Origin of the sequence: Clostridium grantii DSM 8605 (assembly GCF_900129965.1) — a bacterium.
Lineage (GTDB): Bacteria > Bacillota > Clostridia > Clostridiales > Clostridiaceae > Clostridium_AF > Clostridium_AF grantii.
Genome location: NZ_FQXM01000011.1, coordinates 96295 through 117601 on the forward strand (window position 1 = coordinate 96295; position 21307 = coordinate 117601).

General features: G+C 28.6%; 24 protein-coding genes and 1 pseudogene. 4 read left to right on the forward strand and 21 right to left on the reverse strand.

The features are described 5' to 3' along the window. Positions 1–144: 144 nt before the first annotated feature. From BUB83_RS11090 to BUB83_RS11095, 3 genes and pseudogenes are all read right to left on the reverse strand, one after another. Positions 145–1236 (reverse strand): GerAB/ArcD/ProY family transporter, encoded by a 1092-nt coding sequence (locus BUB83_RS11090; RefSeq protein WP_073338541.1) that lies wholly within the window; start codon positions 1234–1236, stop codon positions 145–147. Between the two features lie 153 nt (positions 1237–1389). Next, positions 1390–1623 carry a transposase gene (locus tag BUB83_RS21610; RefSeq protein WP_143160525.1) on the reverse strand — a complete coding sequence of 78 codons (234 nt, stop codon included), beginning with the start codon at positions 1621–1623 and terminating at the stop codon, positions 1390–1392. Positions 1624–1660: 37 nt separating this feature from the next. After that, a pseudogene (locus BUB83_RS11095) lies at positions 1661–2203 on the reverse strand (helix-turn-helix domain-containing protein); the annotation flags it as partial. Between the two features lie 293 nt (positions 2204–2496). Here BUB83_RS11095 and BUB83_RS11100 point away from each other — a divergent pair. Next, a complete protein-coding gene (locus BUB83_RS11100; RefSeq protein ID WP_073338542.1) occupies positions 2497–3381 on the forward strand; it encodes a transposase in 885 nt (294 codons plus the stop codon). Positions 3382–3557: 176 nt separating this feature from the next. Here the strand turns inward: BUB83_RS11100 and BUB83_RS11105 are convergent, their stop codons facing one another. After that, a complete protein-coding gene (locus tag BUB83_RS11105) occupies positions 3558–4931 on the reverse strand; it encodes an NAD(P)H-dependent oxidoreductase (RefSeq protein ID WP_073338543.1) in 1374 nt (457 codons plus the stop codon). Positions 4932–5167: 236 nt separating this feature from the next. Then, the gene (locus BUB83_RS11110) at positions 5168–5422 is read right to left on the reverse strand and encodes a hypothetical protein (RefSeq protein ID WP_073338544.1); all 255 of its coding nucleotides are present in this window, start codon (positions 5420–5422) and stop codon (positions 5168–5170) included. 409 nt (positions 5423–5831) lie between these two features. Between BUB83_RS11110 and BUB83_RS11115 the strand changes: the two genes are divergently transcribed. The 3 genes from BUB83_RS11115 (at position 5832) to BUB83_RS11125 (ending at position 7370) form a co-directional block, all read left to right on the forward strand. Beyond that, entirely contained in the window at positions 5832–6089 is a 258-nt protein-coding gene (locus BUB83_RS11115) for a hypothetical protein (protein WP_073338545.1), read from the forward strand. Positions 6090–6233: 144 nt separating this feature from the next. Beyond that, complete coding sequence (locus BUB83_RS11120; RefSeq protein ID WP_073338546.1) at positions 6234–6701, forward strand: hypothetical protein; 468 nt, start codon at positions 6234–6236, stop codon at positions 6699–6701. Positions 6702–6893: 192 nt separating this feature from the next. After that, entirely contained in the window at positions 6894–7370 is a 477-nt protein-coding gene (locus BUB83_RS11125) for a type II secretion system protein (protein WP_073338547.1), read from the forward strand. Positions 7371–7458: 88 nt separating this feature from the next. On the opposite strand, the gene BUB83_RS22715 is transcribed toward BUB83_RS11125, so the two are convergent. The 16 genes from BUB83_RS22715 to BUB83_RS22935 form a co-directional block, all read right to left on the reverse strand. Beyond that, positions 7459–7581 carry a hypothetical protein gene (locus BUB83_RS22715; RefSeq protein WP_278336926.1) on the reverse strand — a complete coding sequence of 41 codons (123 nt, stop codon included), beginning with the start codon at positions 7579–7581 and terminating at the stop codon, positions 7459–7461. 539 nt (positions 7582–8120) lie between these two features. Beyond that, complete coding sequence (locus tag BUB83_RS11130; RefSeq protein WP_073338548.1) at positions 8121–9260, reverse strand: RNA-binding domain-containing protein; 1140 nt, start codon at positions 9258–9260, stop codon at positions 8121–8123. Positions 9261–9534: 274 nt separating this feature from the next. Next, a complete protein-coding gene (locus BUB83_RS11135; RefSeq protein WP_242950665.1) occupies positions 9535–10542 on the reverse strand; it encodes an ATP-binding protein in 1008 nt (335 codons plus the stop codon). 274 nt (positions 10543–10816) lie between these two features. Further along, positions 10817–10990 (reverse strand): PD-(D/E)XK nuclease family transposase, encoded by a 174-nt coding sequence (locus BUB83_RS21620; RefSeq protein ID WP_143160526.1) that lies wholly within the window; start codon positions 10988–10990, stop codon positions 10817–10819. A gap of 367 nt (positions 10991–11357) precedes the next feature. Next, the gene (locus BUB83_RS11145; RefSeq protein ID WP_073338549.1) at positions 11358–13202 is read right to left on the reverse strand and encodes a YcaO-like family protein; all 1845 of its coding nucleotides are present in this window, start codon (positions 13200–13202) and stop codon (positions 11358–11360) included. Then, the gene (locus BUB83_RS11150) at positions 13199–14623 is read right to left on the reverse strand and encodes a B12-binding domain-containing radical SAM protein (protein WP_073338550.1); all 1425 of its coding nucleotides are present in this window, start codon (positions 14621–14623) and stop codon (positions 13199–13201) included. The genes BUB83_RS11145 and BUB83_RS11150 overlap by 4 nt, the downstream gene beginning before the upstream one ends. Beyond that, positions 14613–14936 (reverse strand): hypothetical protein, encoded by a 324-nt coding sequence (locus BUB83_RS11155; protein ID WP_207649334.1) that lies wholly within the window; start codon positions 14934–14936, stop codon positions 14613–14615. Before BUB83_RS11155 ends, BUB83_RS11150 begins: the two co-directional genes overlap by 11 nt. Next, positions 14917–15069: a hypothetical protein gene (locus BUB83_RS21945; RefSeq protein ID WP_159434078.1), complete on the reverse strand. Its 153-nt coding sequence runs from the start codon at positions 15067–15069 to the stop codon at positions 14917–14919. Before BUB83_RS21945 ends, BUB83_RS11155 begins: the two co-directional genes overlap by 20 nt. A gap of 12 nt (positions 15070–15081) precedes the next feature. Continuing rightward, entirely contained in the window at positions 15082–16170 is a 1089-nt protein-coding gene (locus BUB83_RS11160) for an ABC transporter permease (RefSeq protein WP_073338552.1), read from the reverse strand. Continuing rightward, the gene (locus tag BUB83_RS11165; protein ID WP_073338553.1) at positions 16167–17060 is read right to left on the reverse strand and encodes an ABC transporter ATP-binding protein; all 894 of its coding nucleotides are present in this window, start codon (positions 17058–17060) and stop codon (positions 16167–16169) included. Before BUB83_RS11165 ends, BUB83_RS11160 begins: the two co-directional genes overlap by 4 nt. Next, a complete protein-coding gene (locus BUB83_RS11170; RefSeq protein WP_073338554.1) occupies positions 17061–18437 on the reverse strand; it encodes a ThiF family adenylyltransferase in 1377 nt (458 codons plus the stop codon). It abuts the gene before it with no gap. A 29-nt stretch (positions 18438–18466) separates the two neighbouring features. Next, complete coding sequence (locus BUB83_RS11175; protein ID WP_073338555.1) at positions 18467–19528, reverse strand: site-2 protease family protein; 1062 nt, start codon at positions 19526–19528, stop codon at positions 18467–18469. Between the two features lie 116 nt (positions 19529–19644). After that, entirely contained in the window at positions 19645–19803 is a 159-nt protein-coding gene (locus tag BUB83_RS21950) for a hypothetical protein (protein ID WP_159434079.1), read from the reverse strand. A gap of 47 nt (positions 19804–19850) precedes the next feature. Beyond that, positions 19851–19985: a hypothetical protein gene (locus tag BUB83_RS22720; protein ID WP_278336928.1), complete on the reverse strand. Its 135-nt coding sequence runs from the start codon at positions 19983–19985 to the stop codon at positions 19851–19853. 380 nt (positions 19986–20365) lie between these two features. Then, positions 20366–20575 carry a hypothetical protein gene (locus BUB83_RS11180; protein WP_073338556.1) on the reverse strand — a complete coding sequence of 70 codons (210 nt, stop codon included), beginning with the start codon at positions 20573–20575 and terminating at the stop codon, positions 20366–20368. A 322-nt stretch (positions 20576–20897) separates the two neighbouring features. After that, on the reverse strand, positions 20898–21281 hold the full coding sequence (locus BUB83_RS22935) for a group II intron maturase-specific domain-containing protein (protein ID WP_073338557.1): 384 nt from the start codon (positions 21279–21281) through the stop codon (positions 20898–20900). Between the last annotated feature and the right edge of the window lie 26 nt (positions 21282–21307).

Consider the following 21307-nt stretch of genomic DNA (forward strand, 5'->3'; position numbering starts at 1 on the left):
TTATTCATTTAATCAACATCCTTTGTAATAGGTTTGCAGAAATATATCAAAAAACAAAGAATGGAACAGTTTTTGTTGCTTATTAAAGAATTGCTCTAAATAAATATATAAAGGTGTTTTTTCTAAGAAAACACACCTCTCAAGTCACAAGAACTTTATTTTCTTATACTCTTTAATTGAGGATACTATTAAAAGAATAACAGGGAAAATAAATAAAAAGAAAAGTGACCAATAAGTCCAAAATTTATCGTTATACTCCCAATAGGCTAATATATTTGGAGTAAGAAAAATAGATAGATTTAACATTAAGAATGCAGTAGGTGTTAATAAAAAGCTATGATCATGAAAATCAAATAACTTGATTATTGCTTTACATGTTGCTAGTAAATAAACACTTGTTTTAATAAGTGCAGATAATATATAGACTAGGGTCATTATAATTTCTATTCTTTGTATAGCATCCCCAATTTGAATTTTAGACATAGTAATATATGTAGGATAAAAGGTTGAGGAAGCTACTTTTACCCCTAATACTAAAATATTAGTGCTAGAAGTTAGTAGTAAGATTAATCCTGATATTAATGTACCTGAAATATAAATTTTATAAGCAGAATTTCTTTCTTTTAAGTTAGATAAAACTGCAGAAAGAGTTACAATCTCACCAAAAGGAAAGGTATATGCATAGAGAACACCCATCATGATTGGACGCACACCGGTATTAAAAAATGGTCTAATATTATTAAAATCCATATCAGGTATTGAAAATGCAATTGAAAATCCGATTATAGGAATAACCCATATAAGAAAGTATTCACTACATCTTCCTAGGATATATATTCCTAATTTTGAGGTGTAAAGACATAAAAGGAGAAAAAACATTTTTATTACAAGCAATGGAGTACGGTCCAAATAAGTTAAATTAGTAAAATAAGCAAAATTCATCAATACCATAGTTCCTTCCTCTAAAAGAAAGTAAACATAAAGTGTTATAAATATCTTACCAATGAATCTTCCAAAACATATTTCAATAATATCAAATAGATCTTTATTAGGATATGTGTAATATAGCTTACTTAAGATAAATGACATGAATATTGTAATAGCTATTGTTAGAATAAGTGCTACCCAAAAATCCTCCTTTGCTTGGATACCTCTTACACCTAGGATAGCATTTGATAAGATAAACATTATTACTATACAAATACCTTGTTTTTCCGTAAGGATTGTTTTGTTCAAAATATATTCCTCCAAGCCATAGCACCAAACTCATTATTTTAACAATTAGTTTACCCTAAAAAATATTATTTATAATAATAAAATTATTTCACACACTAGCCTATAAGTAGCTTTTAATTTCACTAGAGAGAAACAACTTTTGGGAAACATTCATTAAAAAGAGAATAGTAAAAATAATGAGATAGATAAGCTTGAAGAAAGATAGAAAGCTCCCTTTTCATTAAGTTTTTCAAATATTCTTAAGTTATAATATCCCAAATCCTTGATGCATAGATCTTTTGCTTCAACGTCATATATTACATCATGCATGCAATCTGAATCGCTTTTAGTCCCACTAGAAAAACCTACATTATTAAACTTTCCAGTAAGAAGGACCATACTCAACATTAAATTTGGCAGCAGCTTTGCTACTTTAATTCTAGCTTTTTTCTGATTTCTTTAAGTGCTTGGCATTACTAAAAAACACTCCATCACTTGTTATTGCAAATTCCTTTATTCCTAAATCTACACCAATTTTTTTATCTGTTTTAGCTAGTTCAACAATTTCAGTTTCAACTAAAATACTAATGAAATACTTTCCACTAGGTACTTTGATATGATTGTTTTCAATGTATATAGTGCCCTTTTGATTATTAGTTGTGTAGTTATTGGTATTGGTTTTCTTCTTGAATTTTGGGAATCCTACAGATTTATCTCTAAAGAAATTCTTATAAGCCTTATCTAAATTCATTTGGGCATTGGCAAGCGCTAAACTATCAACTTCCTTTAACCACTCAAATTCACCCTTGTACTGTGCAGGGGTAGGATATTTCATAGTCTTAATATCTATGGATTTATTTTCCTCATATGATTTAATTCTATCTCCTAGCATTTTATTATATACAAATCTAGTGCATCCAAAAGTCTTAGCTAAATATACTTTTTGCTCTTCATTGGGATATATTCTGAATTTGTATGCTTTTAGTATTTTCTCACCTCATTTCATTCCTTAATCTTTAATTTCCACAATTGTTTTTTAGAAATCTGTTACTTACACTTATATATAATCCATACTTACTTATTCGTCAAGAAGTTATTATTTTTGGTATCGAACCAAAAATAATAAGGGCTATCCATCTCCCACTTATAGAAGATAGGAGAATTCCGCCCTTTTAGTTAAAAGGTGTACAACCCAAATATAGGGTTATAGCAGATTTTAGAAAAGATAACTCGCAAGCTCTTGAAAATGTTTTTAAATCCTTTGTAGATTACTGCATTAATTTGGGGCTATATGGTAAAAACTTAGTAGTTCTTGATGGTACAAAGATAGAAGCTTCTGAATCAAAGCGCAAGCATTATAGTCTAAATAAATTATCTAAAGTAAGAGAATTAGCTCAAAATAAAATTAATGACTATATTCATCAACTAGAAGTAAACGATAATTTGGATGAGAATAATAATGATTTTGATAGAGAGTCATTTATTTCTGCAATAAAATCACTAGAAGAAAAGTTACAATATTATAGAGATTTGGACACTAAAATAGTTTTAAACGATGAAAGTGAGATTAATTTCACTGACCCAGATGCTAAGACTGTTAAATTTGGCGCTAGTCAAGGTACTGATGTGGGGTATAATGTGCAAACAGTTGTAGATACCAAAAATAAGCTAATAGTTACTTATGATGTGATTAATAATTCCGCCGACCAAGGCCAATTGTACAATATGAGTAAAAAAGCAAAAGAAATCTTTACTGTGGATTCAATTGAAGTTCTAGCAGATAAAGGATATTTCCATACAAAAGATTTTATCAAATGTAGTGAAGAAAGCATTATACCTTATGTTGCGAAACCAACTTACTCAAATAGTATAGGAGATACCATATATTTTAGTGAAAAATTTAAGTATTTAAAAGATGAAGATCTATATATTTGTCCAGAGGGGCAAAAGCTATATTGCAATACTAAAAAGATAAATACTAAAAAGATAAATGCTAAACAAAAAAAGTACTTTAATTATGATGCTTGTGGTGCTTGTAAAAATAAATTAAAATGCACAAGTTCATCAAAGGGAAGAACTATAACAAGAAAAGAAACTGAGGATTTTGTAGAAAATGTAAATAATCGTGTTAAAGAATGTAAAGCTAAATTTAAAAAGATATTCTAGGAGTTGAAAAACTCCTAGAATATCTTTTTAATGTACTTTATTATTTTAGATTTAAAAAGTATGAAATATTCATAACGGTAGCTTAAACAGCAACAATACTTCTATTTGTTGCTGTTGTGCAATCTAATTTATGCACAACCTGCTGGGGTGTTTGCGAAATCTTTAAATTTAGTTTGCTATTTGGATTGAATTTGATACTCTTTTTTAGGTTTAGCATCTTCAATCACCTTTTGATATGGAGCTATTATAAACTCATTCATTTGACCCTTCATTTTTTTCTGTACAGAAGGTAAGTTCATCAAAAAACCAATGATATACATCATTAAAATTCTTGCTTTTCTCTTTTGCGGGAAATCGTAAATACCATGCTCCTTATAAAATTTATGGTCAGCCTTCATAATTCCACGCATTAAATAAATAAGATCTCTAAAAATCTTTGTGCCTCCAACACCATAGAAGTTCTTTGGTCTTGTACACTTATTTTTCAGTGAATAACAAATACTCTGTGATAAATTTTGAATTGACTTAGAAGTATTTTTTTCGTTTGTTGCAACACCAGCAAGATAATTTCCACCCACTTCACAACGTGCTTCCAGGATAGTTTGAAGATTAGCTTCTGCCATATAATCCCCACTAATCAAATATCCTACAGTCATCCCCTCTGTTACAGCTCTATGTCCATTACAGAACTGACGGTCATCATAAAGTTTCAAGCTTGAATGTGTATAGTGATCACTTATAGTAAATGCATATATAATTGCATTTGCCTTTTGAATTTCGTTTCTTAAAAAATCATCAAAACCATCCTTATACACACATTTTCCTGTAACTGAACAACTTAAGCAACCAAGACATCCTCCATGAATAATGGTTTTTCTCAAATTTACTTCTCTTGCTTTATAAGGTAATGTTGACTTAAAATCTTCAATCATATTTCTTAAATTAGTATCATCATCTGAACAGTTTGTTAAGAGAACTACATCAAAACCACTCTCTTTAGAGGTATTTTCTAAAATTGGTTTATAAATCTCTCTTTTTTCTTTATAAACACCTGGTGAAGCACAAATATAAATATCATTTTTTATGGAAAACAATAGCTGCTGAAAAAAGCTCTCAGCTTCTATTTGACCTTTTTTTTCTTGTAAATCATCCATATCTGCAGACAAACCTCGAATATATTTAAGTCCTAAGTCGTGGCAATTTTCTTCAATGAATTTATGAGCAGTCACATCATAAAAATGTTTTGATGTAGTAATTTGAGTTGTAAATTTTCCTTTTAAATCTACACCATTTTCTTTAATAAGTTCAATAAATCTATGCATCTGATAAGGAGCAATAAATGTATAAACAGGATAAGCAAATAAAATCAGTTCTGCATCTTCTAAGGCTTTATTAGCCTCACTAAAATCTTTTTCATATGCTTTTATTCTTTGTCCTACATTTAAAACTGTAAAATCATGCTCAGGGTAGACTTTTTGTAAATACAATACCGTTTGCAGGGTAATACTATTCTTACCTTTTGGACTTCCATTCAAAACTAATATTTTCATTATTCATTCTCCATCTTTCTTAATAGTTTTTTATACCATTCAATTTCAAACTCCGCTGAATCAATACCATATTTATTTAAAAAATAACTCCACAAATTTTCAATAAGTTTATATCTCAAAGATGATTACAAAAATAAAAAACCTCTTAATATCTAAATTATATCAGATAATTAAGGAAGTATCTTTATTTTTATGAAATGTAAATATTATTAAATATCCAGTTACATTCTAACTTGCTAACCTCTATCCCCAATAGCCGTAATATCCACTACCACAGCTACATCACCTTTATTCTCTCCACTATCATCAATGAAAAGTCCTTGAGAAATACATTGCCCTTTCTTTAATGAAGAAAGCTTTCTTTCCCAATCTTTCTTTTCACTACTATCCTTTGATAGATTTGAAGATACTGGTGAAATTTCACTATCTGGAGGTAAAAAGTATACCATTTGGCTTGAGTTTTCTAACCTTTTTATTTCATCACTATCCAACCGACCTCTTAAAAATTGAGTTGCGTACCAGCCTGACCATCCGAATTTTCTTCCTTCTGTTTATAGTTTTATACCCAGAAAAATATTTATCCCTAGTATTTTAGCTCGATCTATTTAATTTTACTAACAAACTCCTCTAAACTTTGTACAGAACTAGATACTTTTAACCATTTCTTTAATGTTTCAACATCATCCTGATTATTTACTATAATAACTAAACTTGCTAAGCCTTATAAAGAGGAAGTTGACCTAATTTTAACCGCGCCATCTTTTAAAAATCCCTTTACAGCAATTACAATAATATCTGAAAATTGTACTGTAATCTTTTATAATAACAAAAGGAGGTACAGTTAAACATGAGTGAAAATAAAAAAGCTACTTATATATTAGGTAGCGAAGAGCAATTAAAATGGAAACAAGACTATTTTTTAATCCAAGAGGAACAGGTTTCCTAGAACCAGGTATTGTACCCTTAGACCATGCCTCAATGAGTGCTTATAATGTGGCTAAATCATCCTATCAAATACATCCTGACGTTTTTAATATGGAGTATTTATCCAAAGCTACTGGGTTAGATAAAGAAGAAATCATTAAGCCAATGCACAGACTTTATGACGAGCATTTAATACTGTTTGTAATGAATCCAGCAACACAAGTTTACGGTTGAGGCCTTTATTATTGGTTCGTAAAACTTAAAAAAGGAACTTCAAAAGAAACAAAAGATAAATTATCCAAATGGTTTCAAAATAAAGATGACATCTGTACTGGATTTGAATCTACTGGTGATTTTGATTGCTTTAACGGCGATCATATGCGTGTTTTAGATAATCTATTGACAAGCGTTATTGATCTATGGAAAAATAATCCTGAAATAGAATTTGTCCATCTTTGCTCTATTCGTCGTGATGTTCGTGAAAGTCATGTAAATATGTGGGATGCACCTAAAGATGCTTATAGAAAAGCATTCTGGGGTGATATGCAATTAGAAAAACTATCAAAAATTCAAGATAAAATGGATTTAAATGATTTAAATATATTTGAAGCATTAAATGCTGAAAGACCTGTTGAGGATTTATTTGATTTTGATGTCCTTTCAAATATTTCAGGATTAGACCCAAAAGCCATGTTAGAAGATATAAAAGAAATTATTGAAGAAAAACGTATTCTAGTTCCAGTATTTTTCTTGAATTTTATGAAATTGAATCTTACTAACCATATGTTTGTAATAAGAATATTCCAAAACATACCTTCTTATCGTAAAACTCAAATTGTTGATTAGCTTTCACAAATTCCTGAGTTTAATATGGTTTTCGAATTTAGTGATGCATTCCATGATATTATGTTTTCTGCTTACAATTTTTGTTGCTCTAAACCGAAAGACTTTTTTTTGTTACTAACTGGTTTTTTTTTCTTTTATTTGATATAATTATTGTAACTTGAATTTTATTTATGGTAAAGGAGAGTATTAGTTTTGAAAATTTCTAAAAAAGGTTTTACTTTAATTGAACTTATAATTGTTATATCTATATTGGGTATATTATCTGCTGTATCAATTCCTAAATTTATTGGTTATAGAGAAAAAGCTAACCTTGCAGCTGACAAATACAATGCCAAAATAATTGGTGATGCATTAAATTACGCTTATATAAATGGGGATATAACCCTAAATAATAATGGAAAATCTTTTAGTGGTAAAGATTCTACTGGAAATACTATCAGTTTTACTGGTTCTGGCAGATCTTTTGAAAAAGTCTTTGTTCCTAAATATATTGATAAAAGAATTTTGGATGAAGATGCTTTAGCTGCAGCCTTTGATCATAGGCTTTATATTTTTACACTAACGTCAACAACTAACAATATAAAAATTGATGTATCTTACAATCCAGATAGCAACAAATATTCTACATATGGCAATCTAAGCCTTTATACCATTAATTTAACTAAATAATCATCTCATATTTTGTTATTTATAAGCTATTTGTCAAACCCTTATTATTTTAGGGAACCTAAAATAATAAGGGCTATCCATCTCCCACTTATAGAAGATAGGAGAATTCCGCCCTTTTAGTTAAATTATATAAATTCGATGCTTCTTCATATTGTTTTTGATATAATAATTCTTCCGCCATCTGAATTTTTAAGCATATATATCCACTCATCTATATCCTCTTTTACAGTATTCTTAAATCTCTCTATATTAATCAAATAGTATTCTGGGAAAATATTTACTTTTTCTTTAAAAGTTACTTTTATCCCGTAGCATTTTCTTTATAAACCAATCAAATCTTATTAATTTATTTGAATTTTCCATCTGATTCAATTTCTCTCTATATACACTCTTTAGTAAAAATTTTACCATATATGTACTTTTTTAAACACTTATATATTTAATTTGGCTCCGCTCAAAATTGAGCACTCCCTTTGCCAAAACCTTAATCACTCTCCTGTTTTATTATAGGGTTTTTACCCTAGATATTAATTTATACATTGTGTCTAAGCTAGACAAATCAACGATATATTTTATGAATAAATTAATTTTTATATTGAAAACCCTATAGTTACTTTGTTTATTTTATTTATATAAATCTATTTTTTTGATTATTATTCATTGTTTAATTAATGTTAATAAAAAATTGTTTACCCTTAGGAGTCTTTGGATTAATTTGGAAATGAAGTAGACAAATTAATCCTTGCTATTCTATTGTTGACTAGTTATTCTAAATATTTTAACTCTAAATTCAAAACCTAACTCTTCAAACTCTGGTAATTTTAAATTATTTTTCTCATGAAACTTTATTATACTCATGATTCCTCTTCCTATTTTGTCAGCATATCCATAGTCAACAAGCATTTGCATAATTAGAGGGTTTCTATAATAAGAAATTCCCATTTTCATTCTATCTAGTGTGAGTGTATCAGGTATTCTTCCTGGACTTCTTACTTCAATAAAGTGATCAAATATATAAACTCTAATCTTTGCACCATCTAAGCTCCAATCTCTGTGAGCAAAAGCATTTATTATTACCTCACGCAATACTTTTTTGTTATATTCATATATATCAATTCTTCTTATACCTTCAAATTTTTCACTAACTTTGTTATGTATATTAACAAAATCCAATGTTTTATCAATAATTTCATCAGTTACATCATTTCCATTGAACCTAACTAATTGCACACCTGCGTTTTTTAACCATAAGCTTGGCTTTTTAGAGAAGAATAACATACCTGCTAGGCTAATGTATTTCTTTGAGTTAGATTCCACCATAATTTCAGTATTAAATAATAAATTTTCAAGCTCATCATTACTAAAATCATCAATCTCTATTCCTCGTTTAGTAAAATACTCTTCTATTCTTATTTTACTAATATCTTTAAGGCTTGAGTTAAACATAGGTGTCAATTCAAAGTGAAGAGCATTATAGTCTTGTAGCAAGCTAATCAATTCTTGCTGTGATGGTTCACGTGAAGTTGAACCAACTCTTATGTAATATTTATTATTTGTAGACACATAATAGGGCTTATTTGAAACTTTATTTACATGTATTTTTATAACCTTCTTATCATCAATTATTAACTCCTCATAGCTAGGTATAATAGGTGGAAATATTGAATTTCTACAAATATTCATTGTCCATTCTTCGAAATTTTTATCGTTAACACCTAATATTTCACCATTATCACTTATTCCAATAAATAATGTTCCACCTTCAAAATTCAAAAATGCAACTAATTCTTTTGCAATACTTTCAGGTCTAACATTTGTTTCTTTAAATTCTACATGGGAGTTCTCTCCATTTTTTAATATATCTTTTAAATCACTTATAGATAATGTCACGCTAATCACCTACCCTTTATATTTAATTATATCCTAAATTCATTATAACCAAACTTAAGAAATCCAACCTTTTGCTACTTGTAGTCTAGATGATTTTTTTAATCTTTTATGTCTTGGTGCACTAGGCTTCTTTTGTTTTTTCATACTGGCCTCCTGAATTTATCTAATGACTTGATAAAAGCAAAACAAAATTGTAAATAAAACCACAATTTTATTACTATATCCCAGGGTATAATAACAAATTATGGCCGGAGTGAATGATTTGTTTTGCTTTTTATTTCGCCATATATCTCGTCAATCTGCCATTTCCAACCTTACTAATCAAATCTTTATAAAGCATTTCTTTGAGCATATTAATTGCATGAGTCGTACCAATTCCCAAAGCTTCTTCAACATCACTTCGGGTGATTTCTTTTTGATTCTCAAATAATCTTAGTATCTGGAGATACTTTTGATCTTCTACACTTAATTGTTGTGCATGTGTGTTAGGTAGAATAACCCTAAATGCACCTTCTACATTTTCAAACTTGGGTTGTACAGATAAACCTTTGTAACAACTGATTATCTTGCTTATACCTGTGCCATATGCCTCAATTAGTTTCATTCTATAAAATAGGCTTGCTAATTTTTCATTTCTGGGTTGTGATGCTCCCATCATAGCTGCCTCTAATGATAGTCCAGATACCAGTCCTCCTAAAGAGATAATCTCTAAACGGTCAGAGTAAAGGTTTATAAATGTACTACCACTAAATGAATAATCTCTATGAACGATAGCATTCAGCAAAGCTTCACGAATAGCATCTTCTGGATAATCCCTCTCATCTGTGCGTAGTAAATCATGAAAGGTGGCTTTTGTACCATTATAAAAATCTATGGTTTTATAAGCATCTGTAAGCTGAACAAATATGGAACCAGTAAGTTCTTTTCTATCTTTAAAAACTAGCTTATCTGTGCCTTGAAAAATTGCAAATTTGATAGAGTGTTTACATTGGTCTGAAACAAGTAACCCCATATTTGTATAAATATCATCAGAAGAAAGAATGCCTAAATTTTTCATTTGAACTTCAGTAAATTCTAAACCTCTTTTTTTTAATTCCTCATCTAATCTATTAAAAGTCAACTCTTGAACTAGAGAACGATTTGCCTCAAATGAATCACCATCTGTCATTTTTATCATCATACGGATAGCATCTTCAGATGCAGGGGCAGATGTTGTTCCACTTCTAACATATACACCTGTTGGTTTAAGTCCTTTATCCGTTTCACTTTCATATAATTTCATAATACCACTCCTTATATCAGTTTCTACCACTTCTAACACATTAATAACACTAGGAGTGATAAAACGCAAGGAGAACCATATGACAGCTTATGACAAAGGAAATAGCAACAAAAGTTATTCCAACTTTTGCTAGGATCATAAAAACTTTTAACCATATTTTTAAACTCCTGAATTATAACTAATATCTTCCTTATAGATAGCATTTAAAAAATCAATTATAGGTTTTTTATTCATATGAAATAATCTTTTCATAATCTCATCCATATGGATTTTATTATAATTTTCTTTTTTCTTTAGCCGTTTCTATTACATTAATATTATCTCTATATATTTTTAAACTTTCTTCATACTCTACTAATTCCTCAGAAGTAAATTTAGCTATTTCAGCCACTTTAAAAGCTTCTTCAAATATTTCTTCTGTGAATGGATTTATATACTTTGCTTTCATTTTTGCCACCTCACATTTTCTTATTCTCTATTGAATTATACCATGTTTACACTATTTTATTCATTTTGAATTTAAAAATATTGTTTTGTTCCCAAGTCATAATTATTCTTGTCATAAAGCTTTTCCCAGGAGATTCCTTGGTCAAATCAAAAAAGAACCGCCAAATAAATGACAATTCTTTAATGTTTCATTGTTTTTTTTGCTAAAGGGCTTATTCCCAGAAAATATTACACCTATGGGGTTTTTGCGAAATCTTTAGATTGAGCTTGCTATAAAGGGAGCAAAAATTGTAAATGAAATGAGCAATTTTTGTTGCTCAGAGCTTTTGACATTTTTTAACTAATGGATTATTATTTCACTTAATTCCTTATGAAATTTCACATAAATAACTCCCTACTCTTTCTTGTTGTATCATATTTTTCAATTGTGCTTTTTTCATTAAGCGAATCAAGTCTTGATATAAATGATAATCACAACATCCTCTTTTAACACAATCTTCTTTTATTCTAACGTCATGATAAATATAACTTTTTTTGAAAACATCAGCCGGATTACAAAATATATTATCTAGCTTTTGGCAAATTTCTTCCTCAAAAAATAACTTTAAATACTCTATTGTCTTTTCATGACTTTTCATTTCTAACATACCTGTAATATAGTAATTTACTGCCCTAAAGAAAGGTTTTATTTTTACTCCTCTACCTGAACATATATCTTCAAATAAATTCATTTTTTCACTAGCCTTCTCATAATTGTTTTGATAAACATAACATAAAACAACCATATATAACCATCCAAGATTAAATTCTTCCCCCGGAATCATATCATTATGTAATAAAGTTCCAGAAAGCACACTAAGTGAACTATTTAAATCCATCCTAGAAACAGTATAAAGCACGTACAAAAGAATTGGACAATTCTTCTCATTAATTTCTCCAGGATTGTTAATTAAATATTCAACTAATGTCATACCTGCAACTAAATCAAATCCCTTATTGTCACCGCTGCCCATTTCTGACATATTAGGAATAATGATATGAAATGATGGGAAATTAAGATAAGAAACATCTCTGATTAAAATATCATATTCTTCCCCAATTACTTCATTAATCATGTAATCTAATACAGATTGATCATTCATCTCCGAAACATCTCTTACTGGAATAAATTCAAAAGATTTTTCTTTTTTAAATAACGAGTATGGGTATTGTCCTCGCCCTGTTTTAAATGTATTTGTTATATTTACCTCATTATCAACAAAATTGTTAGAAAAATCAAGCTTACTTCTTCTACAATAATCTGTAATATTTCCACCTTGAGCCGCTTCTGTTAACGCCCTCTCCATTGCTACCCCAAAATCCGGATGACATCCTAATTTCACCCCAAAATAACCAGAATTATTTTCTACAATTACTAAGGCAGCAACTGGATATTTCCCTCCCAAAGAACAATCTTTTAGAAAAAAAGAAAACCCTTCAATACTTTTAAGTTTCTTGTATCTTACATAAATTTCCGGAAATTTTTCTATATATTGTATAGGTATATCCGGTAAAGAATATTGTCCTTGTATAATTTTCTTTTGAACATATCTTTCGATTATCTCTGATAAACCTTGAATTATTGCTTCTTGAGGTGTGTTTCCTGCACACATTCCATTACTGCCATACATACTAGCATAGATATTATAAGGCAAATAATTTACCCCTTTTTTTCGTTTGCTATAAAATGGAACAGTAATAAAAATATTCTGCCTCTTAGTGAGCATATATTCAGCTTTATGTAATCTCAAAAGCAAATCACTTTTTTCATCAAAATTTGCATTTTCAATATTTCTATCTTTAAATAGCTTTTTAATTAATTCATTATTATCCTCAATAACATCTTTTACTTCCATCAGTTTCTCATCATAAGAATAATAGATATTGTCTTCTGATAGCCTTGTTCTTGGATAAATGCTTAATAAATTGTTTTGGAACCGTTCTAAAAATTCAGCATATGCACTTGCTCTAGCATATCCTTTCGTTAAACCTTTTCCATTTGTTCCTATATTAGTATTCTTGATTGATAATCTCAAAGAATATGTGTTTGCTAAACTTTCATCCTTCCACTCTTCTTCAACTTCAATTTGATGTTGCTTTAAAATATATTGAATATACTCTACAGTTTCTTCTGGATTTTTTGATTTAAAATGCATTTTTTGTCTTTCTTTCATAATTCTTGCCTCCCTATGTTCACCTTATAATAGTTGAACTGATCATGTGCATAATTTGAAGCTAACAAAAGCTGCTCATTAAATCTAATTATTCCTTTTTCATTTAAATGACCAAGTTTTTGTCTAAATTTGAGTACTTCTAAAGAAGCTTTATAATATATATTTCTTATTTCATTTGCTGTGAAATCTTTTGTCTCTATTACGGGAAAAAAAGTAGTGTATTTATCTAAATTATTTTCAACAATTTTTATATGTAATTCTTCATAGTGATCCCACATATAGGTTCCTGGAAAAGGAGTACATATAGTAAAATTAACATAAGCTTCAAAGCTTACTATTTTTTTCGCTAATGTTATAGTATCCTCAATGGATTCTTTTGTATCATAAGGTTGTCCCAAAATCATATTGGTTATAGCTGGAATCTCAAGTTCTTTACACCAATTAAAAACGTTCTCTATTTGACCAATGGTAATATTTTTTTTCAGACAATCCAGCATCTTTTGATTGCCTGCCTCAACACCAAACTGAATAATTCTCAATCCTGCTTTTTTCATTTTTATTAATAATTCTTTTGTGATCACATCAACTCTTGACTCACAATACCAAGTTACACCTAGTTCTTTTTCTATAAGAATATTTAATAATTCATCTAATCTTTTTATGCTAGCAGTCATAGTATCATCTACTATATCAATATGATTACATCCAATACTTTTTAAATATTCAAATTCAGCTACTATACTAGTAGCACTACGCATTCTATATTTCCCCCCTGCTAGTCCTGAGGCTGCGCAAAATATACATTTACCTGGACATCCTCTACTTGTTGAACAATTCCCTTTATGCGGATATTTATCTAATTCAAAAAACTTTCTATCTGGGAATGGTAATTCATCTAAATTTTCAATAAGTACGCTATCTGGATTATTTATTATTTCTTCACCACTCATATAAGATATTCCCATTATTTCATCTAAATTACCTTTATCCTTAATAAAATAATCACATAACTCCTTGGTTGGTATTTCACCTTCACCGCGTATAACTATATCAATAAATCCAGATTTCAATGCAGCATCAGCTTTAAATGTTACATGTGCGCCACCCATGAAAATATACTGAGTTTCATTATTCTCTTTTAGTTTTTCTGCAATGAGTATACCTGAATTAAATGTTTCTGTGGTAGTAGAAATACCTATAAGTTTAGATTGAGTTCTTACCGCCATATCTAATACATCTTCTATTGTATTTTCTGGAATGGATAAGTCCAATATTTTAACACTGTAATCAAATTGGCTTACATAAGTTGCTATATATCCTAATCCAAGTGGAGGCATTCCTTGTGCATTAAACCCTAAATTTAAACTTGGATTAGGTGATGGAGCAAGTATTAACAAGAGATCTACTTTTTCAGATTCCATATTGTGGTGACCTCCTTTTGTACAACGGATTCCAGTTCAAAATCATTAATTCTTTTTGATTAAGAGCTAATAATAATTTTATACAAGCCTTATATACCTCTTCTTTATTTGTGTATTGGAGTTTTTTTACAACCTCCTCAACAATTTCATTTATTGTATATTCAGCAGTTGACATATTCCATAATATTCTACCTGCATTTTTTAATCGTATTGGCCCCTTTTCTGTTAAAACTTCAATTATCCCATTTTCATCAGAAAAACATTCTGTCACACGACAAGGCTTAAAATCCATATTATTCAACATTTTTATCATTACCTTTCCGAAAAAAACTTTTCATGGTTTTTAACATAGCATTTCTTCTTCTTTTTAACTCTTTTCTAAAAATAAGAAGAAATATACAAGCAACCCCTGCTCCAATTAGAAAACTCAGTAATCTACTATCCATTTTTATCACCCCCTACTCTTTTGATATGTTTTTACAATACAATGCTTTCATAATGTATATTTCTAAACTAATTACTACTATATCTACTCCTATAAATATTAAAAATCTATTCATTGAAATGCCTTTGTTTACAATGACTGAAAGAATATTGAAAATAGAAAACATAGGTATATAATTTAAAAAAGACCAAAACCCTGCAAAAAAGTTTAGATAAAATATGGAATAGATAAATGAAACATATAAAGGAATCATTACAATAATTGTAGCAGCATTAGAATCTTCCGGTCTTTTAGATAAACTACTTAATCCAATACTTAATAACACTAAACTAAAAATACAAATACTTAAATGAGTCATGGATTGCACAATCATAGATGTGGAAAAAAAAGAAAAATCCATAGTGATTTTGTCATCCCTAATAAAAAAAGCCAAGCACATAGGTAACATTACTAGCATCATATTTACTAGTACCACAAAAAAACCTGAAATTATTTCTGTATAAAATAACTTTGTTCTTGAAATGCTAGTCAAAATAACTTCTGTAATTTGGTTTCCTTTTTCATAAGCTACTCCTGCTCCAATTCTACTTGTCAAAATAATAATCATTAGAAGAAAAATAAAAATTGCAATCATCAGTTTTGTATTTATTTCATTATTAATTTCTTGAATATCTTTATCATATTCTATATTTATATTTTGATTTGTGATAAAACTCATATCTTGTTGGTTAATATCCCCATTATATTTTTCAATAAAATACTTTCCATTTTCTTCACGTATAATATTCATAATAGTATTTTCAAATTGATTAAAATCGTCACTATGAACTTTTATATGATAATTATCATTTTCAAAAATAATCTCAACATCCGCCAAATCACGAGAAACTTCTTTTAAATCTTCTATTTTACTTGAATCATAAGTGAAGTTTGTATAAATATTTAATTGGTTAGTTCCAACAATATTATTGTTTATAAACGGCCAAAAGGAAAATAGTAAACTAATCAATAATGTAATACATAAACAAAGTTTCACAGCAATAGAATCCATTAAATTATGAAATTTAATCATAATTGCATTAATAAATTGTCTTCGCTTCATAAAGATTCACCATTAACCTCTCTAAAAATTTCTTCTAAACTTTGTTTTCTTACTAAAAATTTTTCACAATAAGGATTACCTAGCTTATGAAATAATTCTTTTGCCATATCATCATTCTCTAGCATAATGCAACCATTTATGTTATATCTTTTTTGTTCCTTAGCACTAATAAATTGAAAAAGCTTTTCCTTCTCAACCTCTTTTGACTCTATTTCTAACATTTTTTTAAAATCATTTTGTATTTCATCTATAGTCCCATACTTAGCAATTTCTCCCTTTGTTAAAAAAAGAAACTTTTTACAAAGCAACATTTTATCCTGTAAATTATGGGTAGAAAAAATAATTGTTGTTCCCTGACTTTTTACGTTTTTAATCATTTCCCAAAAAAAATCTGTAGCAATAACATCAAGTCCACTAAAAGGTTCATCTAAAATTAATATTTCTGGATTATTGGCTATAGCACTTATAAATTGGATTTTTTGTTGATTCCCTTTAGATAAAGATTCAATTTTGGAGTCAGAATACTCCTCCATTTGAAATTCTTTTAACCATTTTTTTACTAGTACCCTTGCCTCGGACATTTTTATACCCTTAAATCCTAATAAATCACTAAGATGTTCTTTAACAATGTGGCGAGAATCTAATCCTCTATTTTCCGGCAAATAGCTAATCATATCTGTTCTCTTTGATTTATTTTCTATGATTACTCTACCAGAATCATTTGCAAGTATGCCACTTAAAATTTTAAACATGGTAGTTTTACCTGCGCCATTTCGTCCAATTACGCCTAGAATTTCTCCTTGTTCAATACTAAAACTAACATTCTTTAATGCATATTTTTCCTGATGTTTATCCTTATATATTTTATTAACATTTTCAAATTGAATCATCTATTTACCTCCTGAAAACATCTTACCTATCGACACTTTAAACTCAAACATTCCTCGCGAAATTACCGTACCCACAAAAATAATTAAACTAAAAAAAATAAATAGAACCGTTATACTAGAAATAATTGTGTAAAATGACATGTTATCAGAAAGATGATGATTTTTTACTATTAACGATATTATCCCAATGAGCATATACCAGGATAGATTTATAAAAACTGACATGGAAATATATTTTGAAGTCTTATATAAAAATAGTGGCGCAATAATTAAAAAACAGGCTCCTATCCAAAATAAAGCATTCCAATTTGTCAATAATACACTAATAATAAATATTAAACTCACCATTAGAATATTTTTTCTAATACCTTCTTTATAATCTATATCTGCTTCTATAAAAGCATCCTTAGGAATCATGTCCATTTCAACATTACGAATAATGTCTATGTAGTGAATTTTATTTATATATTTTAAAGTGCGCAAATCCATCATTGTTAGTAATTTTAATGCTTCATTAGAAATTTCACTGCCACAATAGCTTTGTTGAATAGATATAGATGGGGCAATACCACTGACTATTTCATATTGCTTAATAGAATCAAAAAAATCTGAGTATCCATGAGAAAAACCTGCAATATATGTAGGTCCTATAAGTGAGAACATTCCTGAAGTAATTCCCGCAATGTAATTAATTTTTAGCTTACTACATAATGAATCAATCCACATAGGAAATTCCGTTGGTGAGTCTAAGGTCTTAATAATTAAATCACTAGGATATTTTAAGAATATATCTTTCAAAACTTTTTCCGAAGTAATTTTCGTATTAATGGTCTCAATTTCAATCATTGGGTTAATATTTCTTAATTTATTTTTTAAAACTTCAACCTTACTTTTACCCACATCATTAACATCAAATAATAATTGCCTATTTAAATTACTTAATTCAATCTTGTCAAAGTCTAATAAAACAATCTTGCCTATACCTATAGTGGTAAGATTCCAAGCTACATGCGTTCCTATGCCTCCGCAGCCTAATAAAAGTACCGTAGATTTTTTCAGTTTATTTAAGGCACGACTATTCAAATGCATATTAAAATAAGCATTTGTTCTACTACAAATACTTTGTGTATCCTGAGTATGATTAAGGATAATTTTATTTTTTATAAAATAATTTACAGTATCTTCTCCTAAATACTCTATCAACTCTTCTTTACTAAAGGATTCACCAGCAATTAGTTTTTTTATGATTTCTTTTTGCTTTTCTATAAAATGAAATTTGTGTTTCTGACTACTTTTTCCCATTGTAATTCCGAAAAAAACCTCATTTTCCTTAATTGTAACAGGTATAAAACAATTTATATAATAAGTCTCACTCATTTTTCCACCTCCGCTTCTAGTAGTTTTTACTATATTAGACTGTAAAGTAATGTTACTAGAAAAGAAAGTAAAAGAATCGGAATATATAAAAACGCAAAAATTCCATATGTAATATATACTGCCTTCTTTGTAGCACTACCTGCCTTTAAATCTACATAATTATAAAACTCAAGCCCTTCTTTTAATTTTGCTGTTCTTTTAGATAAAAACGTTGCTATAACTGATTTAATGTAGCTAATAGAACGCTCTCTCAAATATTCTTCCTCAATAATTTCTTTTAAAATTAAATATCCATCCATTTTCAAAAAAATGAATAAATTAAATATGGCATTAAAAAAATTATCAATGGCTAACCAGATAAAATAAAATTTTAGATTCTCATCAATAAAGCAACATATACATAATGAAATCCCTGAAATTAACAAATTGAAAAATATTCCGGCCGAGAAAATTTTTATTCGCTTTAAAACACTCTTTAATGCACACGTATTACTTAAATTAACAAATGCTCCCGGCATAAACCAATAAAGTATTATTCCTAATTCCGGTACATTAACTCCATATCTGCGAGCAACTATAACATGACTGATCTCATGTAAGAAAAGCATGTTTATAGTTATAATAACTATTACAATAATGGTATAAAGTGAAAATGATTCCATTATTAACAGACCATAACTAGGTAAAAATTCTTTGTTTAGAAGAATTCCAACTATTAAAATAGGAATAGCTAAATATAGCACTATAAATGAGAAAACTCTAACAAATATACTATTTTCATGAAATATTTTATTAGGATTGAATAATCCTAATGTAATGCGAGTGATAGAACTTTTCTTTTTACCCTCAGTTCCCTTCAAAAAACCAATTTTTCCAAAACGACTTATTAAACTTGATAAATCTGATTTACTTAATTGAGGGCATATTTTATTTAGATGCTCCAAATCTTTTATACCATCCAAATTAACTAAAACAAAATGTTCAACTGTTCCGATAAAAAATGTTTTCTTAGAAATTCTATTAAAAACAGAAAACTTTCCATCGGGTAATTCTGATATTAATATATTGGAACTTATACAAGGTATGTCCATATTAAACTCCTATTCTTCAAAAGTTAGTCGCTTACAAAAGGAGATTTTTATGTAATATTTAACTTGTATGTATATCTCCTTTCGCAAGCTAAAATTAATTTAAAAATCCAAAAACTTTATAAAGCAGCTGCTGCTAAAAATACTCCACTAGCTGCAAATCCACCTTCTAAAAAAGCCCGTGCATTATCCCAATTATCCAATGCTTCAATACTTTCTACTGATACAAGCTCAAACTCATCGTTAAACAAAACATCAACCATTTCTTTTTGATTCATAAATACAATACCTCCCATAATAAATATAGTATTTCATCAAAGCAATTCTAACATGCACAAATTCCAACTAAAACAAACGCACCTGCTCCAAGTACATAATACTTAGATGTTTCGCTTAATGCCTCAACATCTTCAATTTCTTCGATTGAAAAATCTTCAATCATTAATGTCTCTTCATTCATTATCATTTCCTCCCTTCAACAAACTTATTTTAATATATATAACTTGTCCTTCTCCAACTAATATATTTTGTCTGCAGTACAAAATTAAAAAATATAAAAAAGGAACAAGAAATAATTAAAATTTACTAAGTTCTCTTTTTCAAAATTCTCCATAATGATTTATAAGATATATAGATTGTAAACAATGCAACAAAATAAGCTATTTTTTGTTCTTTATAAACAATAAAAGGCACCAAATTTAATACACTTAATAAACCTAATAACATACCTAATAAAATAATTACTCTCAACATTTTAAAAACTACTAATAAAATCTTTTTAATGGCACTTCCTCCTTTAAAATAAATCTAAATTCAAACAAAATTATCATGTGAATTAGCTTACCTAAAAGTTCTAACTTTATCAATATTTAAATAGTATCTAAATCCATCTATAGAAATAACCTTACCATCCTTAATAAGTCTTAAAAAAACAGGTGTTTCTGATATTCCCAACTGTTGTAATGTCATCCCTCGAATACTATCCACAGCTCCTGCTTCTATAAATCTGTTAATTATACCTCTTCGTAAAATAGCTGGTACCACCACCATAATTAAATTCCTCCATAATATTATTAATATTTGCATCAAAATTTATTTTTATTATTTTTCTATTTATTGAATATTTTACCATATACTTTTATATATTTCAATGTTTTTTTGATATTTATTGTTAAATTGTAATATATTTTATCGATTATCCCTCAAAAATCTAGAAATAGCTTCCAGTTATAAATTGCTGTGATATAATGTTTGGAGCAACAAAAACTGTTCCAGTTTTTGTAAGGGTCGAGTAGATATGGAAGTCACCTTCCCGTACCCCTCACAGAACCGGACTTGCAGATTGTCGGCATCCGGCTCTTCATATTACTATTTACATAATATAGCTAATTTCTTTTCTTAACTCAAATATATTTACATATATTTTATAGTTCTGAGTTTTATGGATTCTCTTAAAAAGTGTGTATTTATCCCAATTTAAACTTTTAACCTGACTTCTTCTATTCAGAATTTTATATAGTATTCTTTGCACACAGTCTCTAAATTTATTTAAACTTATAGAATTATCTGTGACACCATAATACCTAAAATATCCTAATAGTTTTCTATTTAGATTCTTCATCAATATCTCTATAGAAGTATGCATATTTAATCTTATCCAATCTTTTACTTTCTTTAAACTAGCTCGAAATTTCTTGCTACTAGTTTTCCGTTTAACTCTAAAACTCCCGTTTTGTCTGCAACTACAATGCCCCACGACTCCGGATAAGCTAAACCATTCTC